General features: G+C 72.8%; 17 protein-coding genes. 3 read left to right on the top strand and 14 right to left on the bottom strand.

Annotation, left to right across the window (positions count from 1 at the left end; all coding sequences use genetic code 11):
* The first annotated feature begins 56 nt into the window (after positions 1-56).
* From AA23TX_RS35135 to AA23TX_RS35125, 3 genes are read left to right on the top strand one after another with little or no spacing between them, the layout of a single operon-like run.
* On the top strand, positions 57-1250 hold the full coding sequence (locus AA23TX_RS35135; RefSeq protein WP_155546991.1) for an acyl-CoA dehydrogenase family protein: 1194 nt from the start codon (positions 57-59) through the stop codon (positions 1248-1250).
* On the top strand, positions 1247-2236 hold the full coding sequence (locus AA23TX_RS35130; RefSeq protein WP_196425667.1) for a phosphotransferase family protein: 990 nt from the start codon (positions 1247-1249) through the stop codon (positions 2234-2236). The genes AA23TX_RS35135 and AA23TX_RS35130 overlap by 4 nt, the downstream gene beginning before the upstream one ends.
* Positions 2237-2244: 8 nt before the next feature.
* Entirely contained in the window at positions 2245-2973 is a 729-nt protein-coding gene (locus tag AA23TX_RS35125) for an SDR family NAD(P)-dependent oxidoreductase (RefSeq protein WP_155546989.1), read from the top strand.
* Between the two features lie 2 nt (positions 2974-2975).
* Here the strand turns inward: AA23TX_RS35125 and AA23TX_RS35120 are convergent, their stop codons facing one another.
* From AA23TX_RS35120 to AA23TX_RS35055, 14 genes are all read right to left on the bottom strand, one after another.
* Positions 2976-3581, bottom strand: coding sequence for an ankyrin repeat domain-containing protein (locus AA23TX_RS35120; protein ID WP_155546988.1), 606 nt, complete (start codon positions 3579-3581; stop codon positions 2976-2978).
* Between the two features lie 275 nt (positions 3582-3856).
* Complete coding sequence (locus AA23TX_RS35115) at positions 3857-4210, bottom strand: cytochrome P450 (RefSeq protein ID WP_230862903.1); 354 nt, start codon at positions 4208-4210, stop codon at positions 3857-3859.
* A gap of 7 nt (positions 4211-4217) precedes the next feature.
* Positions 4218-5234 (bottom strand): MBL fold metallo-hydrolase, encoded by a 1017-nt coding sequence (locus AA23TX_RS35110; RefSeq protein ID WP_155546986.1) that lies wholly within the window; start codon positions 5232-5234, stop codon positions 4218-4220.
* Entirely contained in the window at positions 5231-6688 is a 1458-nt protein-coding gene (locus AA23TX_RS35105; RefSeq protein WP_155546985.1) for a class I adenylate-forming enzyme family protein, read from the bottom strand. Before AA23TX_RS35105 ends, AA23TX_RS35110 begins: the two co-directional genes overlap by 4 nt.
* Positions 6685-7005, bottom strand: a complete 321-nt coding sequence (locus AA23TX_RS35100; protein ID WP_155546984.1) for an EthD family reductase — start codon at positions 7003-7005, stop codon at positions 6685-6687. Before AA23TX_RS35100 ends, AA23TX_RS35105 begins: the two co-directional genes overlap by 4 nt.
* Entirely contained in the window at positions 6977-7375 is a 399-nt protein-coding gene (locus AA23TX_RS35095) for a nuclear transport factor 2 family protein (RefSeq protein ID WP_155546983.1), read from the bottom strand. The genes AA23TX_RS35100 and AA23TX_RS35095 overlap by 29 nt, the downstream gene beginning before the upstream one ends.
* A complete protein-coding gene (locus AA23TX_RS35090) occupies positions 7368-8615 on the bottom strand; it encodes an FAD-binding protein (protein ID WP_155546982.1) in 1248 nt (415 codons plus the stop codon). The genes AA23TX_RS35095 and AA23TX_RS35090 overlap by 8 nt, the downstream gene beginning before the upstream one ends.
* A 2-nt stretch (positions 8616-8617) precedes the next feature.
* Positions 8618-8974 (bottom strand): nuclear transport factor 2 family protein, encoded by a 357-nt coding sequence (locus AA23TX_RS35085; protein ID WP_230862902.1) that lies wholly within the window; start codon positions 8972-8974, stop codon positions 8618-8620.
* A gap of 31 nt (positions 8975-9005) precedes the next feature.
* The gene (locus AA23TX_RS35080; protein WP_155546981.1) at positions 9006-10193 is read right to left on the bottom strand and encodes an ABC transporter substrate-binding protein; all 1188 of its coding nucleotides are present in this window, start codon (positions 10191-10193) and stop codon (positions 9006-9008) included.
* 141 nt (positions 10194-10334) lie between these two features.
* Positions 10335-10961 (bottom strand): TetR/AcrR family transcriptional regulator, encoded by a 627-nt coding sequence (locus AA23TX_RS35075; protein WP_155546980.1) that lies wholly within the window; start codon positions 10959-10961, stop codon positions 10335-10337.
* Positions 10962-11023: 62 nt separating this feature from the next.
* Positions 11024-11758 (bottom strand): enoyl-CoA hydratase/isomerase family protein, encoded by a 735-nt coding sequence (locus AA23TX_RS35070; RefSeq protein WP_155546979.1) that lies wholly within the window; start codon positions 11756-11758, stop codon positions 11024-11026.
* Positions 11755-12471: an SDR family NAD(P)-dependent oxidoreductase gene (locus tag AA23TX_RS35065; RefSeq protein WP_155546978.1), complete on the bottom strand. Its 717-nt coding sequence runs from the start codon at positions 12469-12471 to the stop codon at positions 11755-11757. The genes AA23TX_RS35070 and AA23TX_RS35065 overlap by 4 nt, the downstream gene beginning before the upstream one ends.
* Complete coding sequence (locus AA23TX_RS35060) at positions 12471-13241, bottom strand: SDR family oxidoreductase (protein WP_155546977.1); 771 nt, start codon at positions 13239-13241, stop codon at positions 12471-12473. Before AA23TX_RS35060 ends, AA23TX_RS35065 begins: the two co-directional genes overlap by 1 nt.
* Complete coding sequence (locus AA23TX_RS35055) at positions 13238-14452, bottom strand: acyl-CoA dehydrogenase family protein (protein ID WP_155546976.1); 1215 nt, start codon at positions 14450-14452, stop codon at positions 13238-13240. The genes AA23TX_RS35060 and AA23TX_RS35055 overlap by 4 nt, the downstream gene beginning before the upstream one ends.
* Positions 14453-14454 lie beyond the last annotated feature (2 nt).

The following is a 14454-nucleotide window of genomic DNA, read 5'->3' as shown; positions in this document are numbered from 1 at the left end:
ACTTCTGCTCGGAGCGGGCGTTCTCATGGCTAACAGTCATTAGCCACGGAGGTCCGATGCCGATCGACTTCGCCGTCGACGAGAACACCGCCCGGTTCGCCGAGCGCGTCCGGGAGTTCGTCCGGGACGTCGTCATTCCCGAAGAGCAGGCCTGCGACGGCGTGCTGCACGACGGCCCGGAGCCACTCCGGCAGCGGCTGCAGCGGGCGGCCCGCGACGCCGGGGTCTTCGCACCGCACGTCGCGCCGCGGTGGGGCGGTGCGGGGCTGGACCTGCGCGGCCAGGCCGTGGTGTTCGAGGCGGCCGGGTACTCCCTGCTCGGCCCGCTCGCGCTGAACATCGCCGCGCCCGACGAGGGGAACATGCACCTGCTGGCCGAAGTCGCCGACGAGCGCCAGCAGCACCGCTACCTCGCCCCGCTGGCCGCCGGCGAGATCCGGTCCTGCTTCGCCATGACCGAACCGGCCCCCGGCGCCGGCTCGGACCCCCGGGCCCTCGCCACGACGGCGGTTCGCGTGCCCGGCGGCTGGCGGATCGACGGCCGGAAGTGGTTCATCAGCGGCGCCGACGGGGCCGCGTTCGCGATCTGCATGGCCCGCACCAGCGGCGTGCCCGGCGACGCCGGCGGCGCGACGATGTTCCTCGTCGACGCCGGAAACCCGGGCCTGAAGATCGTCCGGAACATCACGACCCTCGACGAAGGCCTGTTCGGCGGCCACAGCGAAGTCCTCTTCGACGGCTGCGTGGTGGGGGACGACGCCGTCCTCGGCGAAGTCGACCGCGGCTTCGCCTACGCGCAGGTGCGGCTCGGGCCCGCGCGGCTCACCCACTGCATGCGCTGGCTGGGCGTGGCGCGCCGGGCGCGGGACGTCGCCCTCGATCGCGCCGCCGTCCGCTCGGCGTTCGGCCGCCCGCTCGACGAGCTCGGCATGGTGCAGCAGCTGATCGCCGACTCCGAGATCGACATCGAAGCGGCGCGGGCGCTGCTGTGGCGGGCCTGCTGGGAGCTCGACCAGGGGCGCCCCGGCGCCCAGGAGACGTCGATCGCCAAGACGTTCGTGTCCGAGGTCGTGCACCGGGTGGTCGACCGCGCGGTCCAGATCTGCGGCGCGCTCGGGATCTCGGCGGACGCGCCGCTTTCGCGGCTGTACCGGGAGGTGCGGCCGTTCCGCATCTACGACGGCCCGTCGGAGACGCACCGGTGGGCGATCGCCCGGCGCGCGTCCAAGGCCCGCGCGGCTCTCCGATGAACATCGACGCCCTGCGGCACTACTTCGAGCGGGAGATCCCCGGGTTCGGCGGCGAGCTGGCGGTCGAGCTGATCCACGGCGGCCGATCGAACCTGACCTACGCCGTCTCCGACGGGACCCACCGCTGGGTGCTGCGCCGCCCGCCGCTCGGGCCCCTGACCCCGACCGCGCACGACGTCGGCCGCGAGTTCCGCGTGATGGCGGCGCTCGGCCCCACCGACGTCCCGGTCCCCCGCACGGTCGTCTCGTGCGAGGACCCCGCCGTGCTCGGGGCGTCCTTCACCGTCGTGTCGCATGTGGACGGACCGGTGCTGCGCGACGGCGCGGCCTTGCCGGAGATCGACGTCCGCCGGTACACGACAGCCCTCGTCGACGAGCTGGTGAAGCTGCACGCACTCGTCCCCGCCGAGATCGGCCTTGGCGGGTTCGGCCGCCCCGAGGGCTTCCTCGGCCGCCAGCTCCGGCGCTGGCGAGGCCAGTGGGACCGGGTCGCCACGCGTACCCTGTCCACAGTCGACGACCTGCACGAGCGGCTCGTCAAGGCCGCGCCGACGGAGAGCGGCGCCGCACTCGTGCACGGCGATTACCGGTGGGACAACACGATCCTCGCGCCGGGCGAGCCCGGCCGGATCGCGGCGATCGTCGACTGGGAGATGGCGGCGCTCGGTGATCCGCTGACCGACCTCGGGCTGCTGCTCGTGTACTGGGACCCGCGGGTGGCGCCCGTGCTCGGCGTCCGGCACGTCCCGACCGCGCACCCCGGCTTCCCCGCCGCGGCGGACCTCGCCGGGCAGTACGCCCGCGCGTCCGGCCGCGACCTCACGGAACTGCCGTTCTACCAGGCCCTCGGCTGGTTCAAGCTCGCCGTCATCGCCGAAGGCATCCACGCCCGCCACCGAGCGGGCCGGACGGTCGGCGGCGGTTACGACGAAGTCGGCCCGGCCGTGCCCCGGCTGATCGACGCCGGCCTCGCCCTGCTCACCTAGGAGGATTCATGCGGTTGTCCGGGAAGGTCGCGCTCGTCACCGGCGCGACGGGCGGCATCGGCGAAGCGATCACGCGCCGGCTGGCCGACGAAGGCGCGCGGGTCGTCGTCACCGACGTCGACGCTTCGCGGTGCGAAGCCCTGGCGGCGGAGCTGCCCGACGCGCTCGGCCTGGCCCTCGACGTCACGTCGGAAGCGGCCTGGCAGGAGACGGTGGCGCAACTGGACCGGCTGACGATCCTGGTGAACAACGCCGGCATCGGCGAGCCCGCGACGGTCGAGACGGAAACCCTGGAAAGCTGGGAGAAGGTCATCGCGGTCAGCCAGCGCGGAGTCTGGCTGGGGATGAAGCACGCGGGCGCGGCGATCGAGCGCGCGGGCGGCGGCTCGATCGTCAACATCGCGTCGATCTTCGGCACGGTCGGCGGGTTCGGGACGCACTTCTCCTACCACGCCGCGAAAGGCGCGGTCCGGCTGATGACCAAGAACGCGGCCCTGCACTGGGGCGGGCGCGGAGTGCGCGTCAATTCGGTCCACCCGGGGTTCATCGAGACCCCGCTCTCCCGGAAGCTGTGGGAGGGCACGCCCCGCCACACGGCGATGGTCGACGGCACCCCGCTGGGCCGCCTCGGCCGCACGGACGAGGTCGCGGGCGCGGTGGCGTTCCTCGCCTCCGAAGACGCGAGTTTCGTGACGGGCTCGGAGCTGTACGTGGACGGCGGCTGGACGGCTCGCTGACGTCAGGCCGTGGCTTCCCCGAGGAGGCTGAGGATGATCCGCTGTTCGAGCTTGGCCGCCGCGGACCCGGCACCGCCGCGGCCGGTCGGCCGGCGTGCGAGATCGGACGCTGTCGAGCCGCGGCCGGTGGGCGAGCGCGGGTCCGCGCCCGCGCGCAGGAGCGCCCCGACCGCCGCCGAGCAGCGGTTCCGGACGGCTCGGTGCAGGGGCGTGACCCGGCCCAGAGCGGCGGCGTCGGGATCGGCGCCCGCGTCGACGAGGTACTCGATGACCGCCGCCTGGCTCACCGGGTTCCAGTGGGGTGCGCCGGGCACCCCGCTCGCCGCCGCGTGCAGGGGTTCGGCGCCCCGGCGATCACGGGCCCGGACGGCGGCGCCGCGCGAGACCAGTTCCCGCGCGGTCTCGACGTCGTAGGCGAACGCCGCGGCGTGCAGCGCGGTGGCACCTTCGTAGACCTGGGCAGCGCACTCGGCGATGAAGAACTCGTCCTGGCGCGCCAAGCGCGAGGTCACCAACGACGGTGCGGCGTCGAGTGCGGCCCGGACGAGCGCGCGATCGCCCGCCGCGATGGCCACCAGCATCCCGGCGAGGTCTTCGACGTCGGCCATGCCGCAAGCTACCCCGCGGTCAGGCCGCCGGGGAATACCGCGCCACCCCACCCGCTTCAGAGACGGCGGCCCGGCCACGCGCCACCAACACGTCCAGATGAGCGACCGTCTCGTCCCCAGCCGGACGACACGCGTACCCCGCTGGACGACACGCGTACCTGGCTGGACGACACGGCAACGGAATCGTGTCGTCCGGCTGAGTACGCGTGTCGTCCAGCCGGGAACGTGGAAGTGCCCCGGCGCTCGGGGGCGCCGGGGCACTCGGGACGGGGACGTCAGGCGGCGTCGGCCGCCTGAGCCGCCGCGGCCAGGCGGACCGGGAGGGCGCGGTGGCCGTTCATGATGAACGTCGGCAGCGGCTGGAGCTCGTCGCGCTCCACCGCCAGGTTCAGCTCCGGGAACCGCTCGAACAGGGTGGACAGGCCGATCGTCGCGACCGCGCGCGCGATGCCGGCGCCGAGGCAGAAGTGCGGCCCGTGGCCGAACGAGAGGTGCTGCTTGTCCTCGCGGGCGAGGTCGAACGTCTCCGGCCGGTCTTCGTGCAGCTCCGGGTCGCGGCCGACGGCGCTGTAGTTGACCAGGATCGGGTCGCCGGCCGTTGACCGCGAGCATCCCCTGCCGCAAGCCACTCCACGATCACGCCACCGGGGAATACCGCGCCACACCACCCGCTTCGAACACAGCAACCCGACCACGCGCAACCAGCACATCCAGATGAGCGACCGTCTCGTTGACCGCGAGCATCCGGTTGAAGTCGTTCAGGTCGCCGAACGGGATCGAGCGGCGGGTCCAGCCCAGCCGGGTGGCGACGGCGTGCCCGTCCGTGGCCCCGGCGGCCAGGGCGTCCTCGGTCTCGGCGAGCCGCTTGTCGTGGTGGGCCAGCAATTCGTCGACGCGCGTGTGCGTGCTCGCCGCGACCGGGCCGTGCGCGGGCAGCAGCCGGGTGTCCGGGAACGCCGTCATCAGGGCCAGCGAGTCGAGGTAGTCGCCGAGCGGGAGGCCCGGCTCGCCCAGCTCGAACCCGATCGACGGCGTGATGTGCGGCAGCACGTGGTCGCCGGAGAACAGCAGCCCCCGGCGTTCGTCGAGGTACACGACGTGCCCGCGCGTGTGGCCCGGCGTCGGCACCACCCGCAGCGGGTGCCGCAGGGCCACCACGCCCGCGTCGAGCCAGTGGTCCGGCGGCTCCCAGCCGGCCGGGTCGAACTCCCCGTACGCCGAAGCCATCCGCTCGGCCAGGTCGGCCGCGCCGCCGCGGCGGAGGACGTCCAGGGAGGTCACCGGGACGTCCGTGCGCAACCTGGTCAGCAGCTCGAGCCCCGGCCGTTCCCCCGCGCCGAGGTGCACGCGCGTCCCGAACCGGTGGCGGAGCTCGGCCGCCTGCGTGTAGTGGTCGCGGTGGATGTGGGTGACGTAGACGTCGGTGATCTCGTCGAGCCGGTGCCCCAGCCCGGCCAGGGACTCCGCAAGCACCGCGAGGGACTCCGGGATCGACCAGCCCGCGTCGATGAGGACCAGCCCGTCCGCCTCTTCGAGCGCGTAGACGTTGATCGCGCGCAGCCCGTCGTTGGGCAGGGGCAGCGGGATCCGGTGGACGCCCGGCGCGACCGTCTCCGGCCCGCCGGTGGCCCACTTGCCGCGGTCGAGACTCATGAAACCCCCGTGTGCCGGCCCTCGGCGACCTCGCGCGCGCCCGCGCGGTCGAGCTTGCCGACCTTCGTCTGCGGCAGCGCGTCCACCAGGTACACGAACTCCGGCCACTTCGTCTTGGACAGCCCGGCGGCGCGCAGGTAGCCGGTCACATCCGCCAGCTCGACGGGGGAACCGTCGCGGGAGACGGCGAGCAGCGCGACGCGCTCCCCCAGGACGTCGTCGCGGACCGGCACCACGCACGCGTGCGCCAGCCGCTCGTACCCGGCGACCGCCCGCTCGATCTCGGTGACGTCGATGTTGCGGCCGCCGCGGATGATGACGTCCTTCTCGCGGCCCATGATCGTGATCAGTCCGTCCACGTCGGACACCACGAGGTCGCCGGTCGGGAAGAACCCGTCATCGGTCAGCTCCGGCGCCTCGACGCGGCCGCGGCGGGCGTACCCGAGGAACAGCGACGGCCCGCGCACCTGCGCGCGTCCGGTCTCGCCGGGCCCGAGCACGTCCCCTTCCGGCGACACGGCCCGGACCTCGGTGCCGGGGAACGGGCGGCCGTCGTGGCCCAGCCGGATCCCGGCGGGCTCGGCCGGAGACGGTGAGGTGTGGCCGAGGCATTCGGACATCCCGAACACGCGCAGGATCTTCGTCTCGAGCGCGGTCTCGGCCCGCGTCAGCGCGAGCTGGTCCATCGGCCCGCCGCCGACGGTGATCGACCGGACGCCCGGCGCCGCCCCGGCCGCCGCCAGCTGGAGGGCCATCGTCGGGACGCACATCGTCCAGCGGGCTTCGGTCTCCGCGAGCCTCGCCAGCACCGCGGGCGGGTCCCACTTCGCGGTGAGGACCAGCGGGCCGCCGAGAACCAGGGAGCAGTAGACGCCGAAGCAGAACGCGGCGGTCGAGGAGAGCGGCACGATCGCCGCGACGGCGTCACCGGGCCGGAGCCCGTTGATCTCGATCGTGCAGGCGCAGGCGTAGTGCAACGCCGCTTCGGACTGGACCACGCCCTTCGCCCGCCCGGTCGAACCGGAGGTGAGGCCGATGAACACGCCGCCGTTCCACCGCGCCGGATCTTCCCGGTCCACAGTGGACCGGGCGACCCAGCCGCCGAGCACGGTCCGGGCGGCGCCGGGGAAGTCCCATTCGTCCACAGCGGACGGTTCGGCGACGACGACGTCCGGCCGGATGTCGTCGCACGCCGCCGCGAACTCGGCGCGGGTCGTGTGCCGGTTGACCACGGCGAGGACACCGCCGGTCAGGCCCGTGGCCAGGGCGGCGACGACCGTGCGCCAGGTGTTGTCGGCCTGGACGAGCGCCGTGGCACGCGGGCCGAGGACCTCGGCGAGGGCTTCGGCGTCGGCGAGCAGCCGGCGCGCGGTGTGCTCACCGCTGTCGTCGACGACGGCGACGAAGTCCGCCTGCTCGGCGCGCTTCCGGAAGCTCTGGACGACGTCCTTCATCCGGCGAACATCTCCCGTTCGGTGCCGAGGACGGCGATCCGGCGCCCGCGCATGTCGCCGACCTGGGCCACGGCTTCGGCCCATTCCGGGCTGGCCAAGGCCTTCCGCAGGTCCTCCTCGCTGTCGAAGCCGAGGACCGAGACGCCGTCCCAGCCCTCCGAGCGCGGTTCGAGCGCGGCCTCGACCTCGGTGTGCCGCCACGACCGCAGGCCCGGCAGCCGGTAGGTGAGCTCGGCGTGGTCGGTCCGCCACCACGTGATGAACCGCTCGTGGGTCCAGTCCGGCGGCTTAGCGGCCAGCAGCACCAGGGTGAACATCGGCACCTCCCTCGAAGCGGACGCCGGGCGAGCGTCCGATGATCAGGCGTTCGAGCCGCCCGGACGCGCCGACCTGCCCGGCGGCCACGTAGTTGGCGACGACCTCCCCGGCGCGGCGGACTTCGCCGAGGTAGAACTCGGCGGACCCGGTCGAGCTCACCGCGAGGGGGTGGTGCGTGAGCGTGTTCTTCTCGCGCTGGGCGAGGTAGCCCTCCATCGCCTCGCGGCCACCCGCGAAATCGGTCGCGCGGCCGTCGGTGGAGAACAGGATGGAGAACGTGAAGTCGTCGTCGATGAGGTCCAGGATCCGCGACGGCGTGTCGCTGTCCATGATCTCGAACCACTTCGTCAGGAACGGCGCTTCAGACACGGTGGGCCTCCTTACTGATTCGACGGGCCGCCAGCCGTCCGGCCCGGCGGCCGGACACCACAGCGAGGCACAGACCGCCGCCGTAACCCTCGTTATACACATCGGACAGGTCGGCGCCGGCCGGGTAGAGGCCTTCGAGGGGGGTGCCGGTGGTGTCGAGCGCGGTGCCGTCGGTGTCGGCTTGGACGCCGCCGAAGGTGAAGGTGATCGCGGGGACGACGTCGGCGTGGAAGACGCGGCCGTCGCCGAGGCGGGCGCGGGCTTCGAGGTCCAACGACACCGGCAGGGCGTCGATGTGGTCGGCGACGCCGACGTGGCCGCCGCGGTCGCGGGAGAACGCCCAGCGGTCGAGGCGGGGGCTGCCGGGGATGAACGGCGTCTCGGCGGCGGCGTGTTGGACGGCTTCGGACCACAGCAGCAGGCCGCGGCCGCCGTGGGCGGCGAGGGCCATGGCGTTGTTGTGGTCGCCGCGGGTCTCGTCGGCGAACCGGTGGCCCGCGGGGTCGAGCAGGATGCCGTGGTCGCTGTGGTAGAGCGCGAAGGCGATGTGGTCGACCGGGCTGAGGGGCTCGACGCCGTCGGCGAACAGGTGGCCGTAGAAGCCGGTGTTGGCGGTGTTGACCGACGCGCCGAGCCCGGCGGCGAGGGACGCGCCGGTGCCGCGGGACCAGGTGTTGCCGCGCAGTGGCGGGACGAACCCGCCGCCGACGAGCGCGGCCCGGACGTCCGGGTCGGCCTGCCGGCCGCCGGTCGCGAGGACGACGGACCGCGCGGCGATCCGCCGCTCTCCCGCCGGCGTCGTCACGCCGACCAGGTAGCCGCGGTCGTCGCGGGTCAGCGTCTCGGTCCGGGTGTCGGCGACGACCTGGCCGCCGGCCGCGGTCAGGGCCCGGGTCAGGTGGGCGAGCAGCACCGGCATGTCGAACTTGTGCCCGCGCCCGGCCAGCGCCCGTTCCACCCCGGTCAGGGGCGGTGCGAAGCCGGAGAGCCACGCGATCGCGTCGTCGTAGCCCTCGACGACCAGCATGCCGTGGCGCTGGTGCGGGCCGGGGTCTTCGCGGCGCAGCGCGGGCTCGTCCTCGATGGCCCAGACGTACCCGCCGGAGATCGCCGCGGAGCCCCCGATCATCGGCGCGCGTTCCACGACCAGCGTGCGCGCGCCGCCGGTGGCCGCCGTGACGGCCGCGGACAGCCCGGCCAGACCGGCGCCGAGCACGACGACGTCGAAGTCCTCGGTCATCGTCACGTTCCCTCCGGCCAGTCGACCAGTGCGAACGTCGTGCTGAAGAACGACTGGTACCGGGCCAGGAGGCCGTTCGGCGAGACGACCGCGGCCGAGTGGAAGGCGCCGACCGGTTCACCCGCTTCGGTGACGACGCCGTACACCATCTCGGTGTCGCCGTCGGCGCAGTAGCGGAGGACTTCGTGCACGCGGTCCACGGCGTTCCGGTTCCCGAGGTACGCGGCGAAGTCCGCTTTGGACGTCCCGGCGACCTCGCCGGAGGGCAGCGCGATCAGGAACCGCAGGTCCGGCTCCATCAGCTCGAGGGCCTTGGCCGGATCTTCGTCCATGAAGGACAGGTACTCACGCAACGCCACGGTCACTCTCCCTTGAGCGGTCGGCGGTGGTTCAGCGGGCGGGCGGGGTGTAGAAGTCCCCTTCGGAGGTCCACTTGCCGTTCTTGACGACGACCTTCTGCACGTCTCGCGTGCCCATGTGGCGGTCCGGGCCGAAGCTCATCACGGGGGCGACGCCGGGATCGATGTTCTTGGCCTGTTCGTAGGCTTTCGCCAGTGCTTCGGACGTCACCGGGCCCGGGATGGTCTGCGCGATCTGGGCGAACACCTTCGCCCCCGCCCAGCCCCAGAGCGCGATGAAGTCGGCGGGCTGGCCGGGCTCGTACTTCGCCATGGCGTCGCGGAACTCCTTCACCGCCGGGTCGTCGTCGTTGGGGGACTTGACGAGCTGGACGGCACGGGCGCCCTCGGCGGCGGCGCCGGCCAGGGTGAGCGTGGACTGCGCGGCGACCGGGGCGTAGCTGTAGGTCGGCGCGGCGAGGCCCTGGAGCTTCGCTTCCTTCATGAACGCGGCCGCTTCGGGCGAGGCGAGGATCAGGATGACGGCGTCCGGCGCCTTCCCCTTCACCTGGCTGACGACCGGGCTGTAGTCGGTGGACTGGAACTTGACCGGCTGCAGGCCGACGTTCATCGCCGGGTCGGCCTTCTTGGCGACGCTTTGGGCGGCCTGGGCGACCTTGACGAAGGCGGCGGGGTCGCTGTGCACCACGACGACGTTCTTGCGGCCGTCCTTGGCGACCCAGTCGCCGAGCGCGGCGGCCTGGTCCTCGTAGAGGGTCTGCGTGCCGAACAGGTTCGGGCGCGGCGGGGTGTACCAGGAGTCGAGGCCGCCGAGCTCGTTGAGGATCGGCACCTTCGACTGCTGGAGCACGAACGGGAACGCGGCTTCGGCCTGCGAGGTGCCGTTGGCCGCGACGATGGCCGAGACCTTGTCCTGGCCGATCAGCTCGCGGGCGATCTGGACGGTCTGCTGCGGGTCGAACGCGTTGTCCTTGACGATCCAGTTGACCTTGCGGCCGTTGATCCCGCCGCGGTCGTTGATCATCTTGAAGTAGGCGTCCGCGCCGGCGCGCTGCGGGACGCCGGAGGCGCTGACCGCGCCGGAAAGCGGGTACCACGCTCCGATGGTGATCTCTTTGTCGTTCGCTCCGGCCGAGTTCGCGCTCGCGCAGGCTGTGGCGGCGAGAATCAGGGTCGCGGCGACGCTGGCAACTTTGACGGGCGTCGAGCGGAGGCGCATGACTGCTCCTAGCAACCTGAGTTCAGTTCAGTTTGACTTTAGCTGCCGGGTCCCGGACGGACAAGGGACGCGGAGAACTATCCGAAATGGAGGGTCGGCGGAAAAACGGTGCCGATCCGGGGCCGCTGCTGCCGGCCGGGATTATTCGGTGACCATGCGGAGGCAGCAGCCCTCGATGAGCTCCCGCACCTCGTCCAGCGGCGTCGACCCGGTCGGCCGGTACCACCGCCAGACGCTGACGATCAGCCCCAGCAGGGCCAGCGCCAGCGTGTGCGCGTCCCGCACCGGGAACGCGCCCTGCGACATGCCCTGGGTCAGCAGCCGGGTCCAGTCGCGCTCGATGCTCTGCACCAGCTCGCGCGCCGCCCGGCGCTCGGTCTCCTCGCGCTTGGACGCGCGGGGCCCGGCCAGCAGCACCATGTTGTTCTGCAGGATCCGCATCTGGAGGATCTCGGCCTCGGACACCGCGAACGCCGCGCCCACCGCGGCCCGCAGCGCCGCCACCGGGTCGGTCTCCCCCTCGGTCGCTTCGACGAACTGGTCGCGCGAACGCTGCAGCTCCAGCCGCATGATGGTCAGCAGGCAGTGCGCCTTCGACTCGAAGTAGTGGTAGAGCGCGGTCTGCCCGATCCCGACGCGGCCGGCCACGGCCGACCACTTGGTGGCCTCGTAGCCCGTCTCGCCGAAGTACTCGATCGCCGCGGCCAGGATGGCGCCGCGCTTGGACCGGGGCCCCTCGTCGGGTTCCACGAGCCTCGCCCCCGTCATGGCCTGTCCTCTCGTCCGCGTCACCGTGCGAGTCCCAAGCGTAATCCTCACCTGAATTCATGTCACAACGCCTGGCCGAGGAACGCCGCGACACCGGCGCGGCCCTCCGGGGAGACCGCCGCCTCGGCGATGGCCCGGGCTTCGTCGTCCAGCTGACGGTCGAACGACGCCGACAGCCCTTGCCGGACCAGGCGCTTGGTGACACCGGACGCGGTCCCGGCCAGCTGCCGGGCGAGCTCGGCCGCCGTGCGGTCCGCGTCCGGGACGACGCTGGTGACCAGGCCGGCGAACCGGGCCTCGGCCGCGGACAGGCGCCGGTTCGTCAGCAGCAGGTCGAGCGCGAGGCGCGGCCCGACGAGCCTGGGCAGCGACCACGTGACGCCCGCGTCGGGCGTGTAGCCGATCCTCGTGTAGGCCGCCACGAAGGTGGCGTCTTCCGCGGCGACCACCAGGTCGGCGGCCCCGACGAGCCCGAGCCCGGCGCCCGCGACCGCGCCCCGCACGGCGGCGACCACCGGGGCGTCGAGCCCCGCGAAGACGCGGAGGGCGTCGTGCAGGGCGCCGGTGACCCGGTCCAGGTGGGCGCGGAGGTCGCCGGCCGCCGCGAACTCCCGCAGGTCGCCACCCACGCAGAACGCCGGGCCCGCCGCCGTGAGCAGCACCGCGCGGACGTTCGGCCCGCACCGCCGGGCCGCTTTCAGGAGACCCTCCGCGGTCGCGAGGTCGATGGGGTTGCCCCGGCCGCGGGTCAGCCGGACGTGCGCCACCCCGTCCTCGACGGTCAGGAGCACGCTCACCGCGCGGTCCAGCCGCCGTCGACCACCATGACCTGGCCGGTGTAGTACGAGGACGCGTCGGAGGCGAGGAACAGCAGCGCGCCGTCGAGCTCGCCGGGGTCGCCGCCGCGGCCGAGCATCGTGTTGCGCTCCACCCAGCGCCGCGAACGCTCGTCGGCGAACAGGTCCTCGGTCATCTCCGAGCGGAACCAGCCCGGCGCCAGCGCGTTGACGCGGACGCCGCCGGCACCCCACTGCCCGGCCAGCTCCCGGGTGAGCCCGATCAGCCCGGCCTTGGACGCGGCGTAGCTCGCTCCGCCCAGTGGCGCGGCCGACACGAGCCCGAGGATCGACGCGACGTTGACGATGCTGCCGCCGTCGCCGCTCGCGGCCATCAGCCGGGACAGGTGGAACGGCGCGACCAGGTTCACCGCGAGCACGGCGGCGAAGTCGTCCGCGCTCTCCTTCTCGGCGCGCTGCTCCCCCGGCACGCCCGCGTTGTTGACGAGGACGTCGATGCGGCCCGCGGTCTCGGCCAGCCGCACCCGGTCCGCGGCGACCGAGACGTCGCAGGTCACCGCGTGGATACCGGGGCCGAGAGCCGCCAGCCGGTCGGCCCGGCGCGCGGCGGCGAACACGGTCGCGCCCGCCTCCGCCAGCACCGACGCGAACCGCGCACCCAGCCCGGACGACGCCCCGGTCACCACCGCCGTCTTGCCGGCCAGGGAGAACATCAGGCGTCCACGGCGATCGGGAGGGCGGTCGCGCCGCCGTCCAGGACCAGGGCCTGCCCGGTCATCCACGACGACGCCTCGCTCGCGAGGAACAGCGCCGCGTTGCCGACGTCCTCGGTGGTGCCGAGCCGGCGCAGCGGCAGCTTGGCGGTGAGGACCGGCTCGCGCGCCTCCCACACGGCGCGGGCCAGCTCGGTCTTGATCACGCCGGGGGCGATCGCGTTGACGCGGACCTTCGGGCCTAGTTCGTAGGCGAGCTGCCGGGTCATCAGCAGCATCGCGGCCTTGGTGGCGTTGTAGTAGCCGATCTGCGGGTCGACGATCAGCCCGCCCACCGAAGCGATGTTGACGATCGTGCCGCCGTGCTCGCTCATCCAGGCGTGCCAGGCCGCGCGGCTCCAGGCGATCATGCCGTACTGGTTGACCCGAACGGTCTTCTCGGCGCGCGGCAGGTCCAGCTCGAGCAGGTCACCCATGTACGGGTTGGTCGCCGCGTTGTTCACCAGGACGTCGACGCGTCCGAAGTGGACCATCGTGTCGGCGACGCAGCGCTCGGCCTGCTCGGGTTCGCCGGCGTTGGCGACGACGTCCAGGACGTCCCCGGTGCCTTCGCCGCGGAGCAGCTCCGCGCGGGCATCCCGGAGCCCGTCGGCCTTGCGCGCCGCGATGACGATGTGTGCCCCGGCGGCGCGGAACGCCTTCGCGATGCCGAGGCCGATGCCTCGCGAACCGCCGGTGATCACGGCGACCTGTCCGTCGAGAACCTTCATTGCGCCTTCTCCTTGTACCGGGCCAGTTCCTGCCGCGCGACCGTGCGCAGGTGGACCTCGTCGGGGCCGTCGGCGATCTTCAGCGCGCGGGTGATCGAGAACAGCCGGGCCAGCACGGTGTCGTCGCTGACCCCCGCCGCGCCGTGGGCCTGCACCGCCCGGTCGACGACGCGGTGCGCGACGTCGAGCGCGGCGACCTTGATCGCGGCGACTTCCAGCCGGGCGGCGGCGTTGCCGACGGTGTCCATCAGCCAGGCCGACTTGAGCACGAGCAGCCGCAGCTGTTCGATTTCGATCCGGCTGCGCGCGATCCACTCCCGCACGACGCCCTGGTCGGCGAGCGGCCCGCCGAACGCGACGCGCGAGAGCGTCCGCTCGCACAAAAGCTGCAACGCGCGTTCGGCGAATCCGACCGCGCGCATCGCGTAGTGCATCCGGCCGGGGCCGAGCCGCCCCTGGGCGAGCGCGAATCCCTCGCCCTCGCCGCCGAGCAGGTTCGCCGCGGGTACGCGGACGTTCTCGAACAGCACCTCACCGTGGCCGAGGCGGTCGGTGTAGCCGAACATCGGCAGGTCGCGCAGCACGGTGACGCCGGGAGCGTCGCGCGGGATCAGCACCATGCTCTGCTGCCGGTAGGTCGGCGCGGAGGGGTCGCTGACGCCCATCAGGATGATGAGCGCGCAGTCGGGATCGAGGATGCCGGAGGTGTACCACTTGCGGCCGTCGACGACGTAGTGGTCGCCGTCGCGGGTGATGCGGGTGCGGATGTTGCGTGCGTCGGAGCTGGCGACGTCGGGCTCGGTCATCGCGAAGCACGACCGGATCCGGGCGTCCAGCAACGGTTTCAGCCACTGTTCCTGCTGCTCGGCGGTGCCGAAGAGGGACAGCAGCTCCATGTTTCCGGTGTCCGGGGCGGAGCAGTTGAACACCTCGTTGCCGATGATCGAGCGGCCCATCAGCTCGGCCAGCGGGGCGTACTCGAGGTTGGTCAGCCCGGCGCCCCAGCCGCCGTGGGAGAGGAAGAGATTCCACAGTCCTTCGGCGCGGGCCTTCTCCTTGAGTTCCACCATGACCGGTGGCAGCGCGTGGGGGTCGTCCGCCTCGGCGAGCTGCCGGTCGTACACCGGCTCGGCCGGGAGGACGTGCGTGTCCATAAAGGACTTCAGGCGGTCCTGCAGTTCGGTGGCGCGGGCCGAAAACGCGAAATCCATGG

This window comes from Amycolatopsis camponoti, from assembly GCF_902497555.1.
GTDB classification, from domain to species: Bacteria; Actinomycetota; Actinomycetes; order Mycobacteriales; family Pseudonocardiaceae; genus Amycolatopsis; species Amycolatopsis camponoti.
The sequence above is the reverse complement of the archived record's forward strand: the minus strand, read 5'-3'. Positions and strand labels throughout refer to the sequence as shown.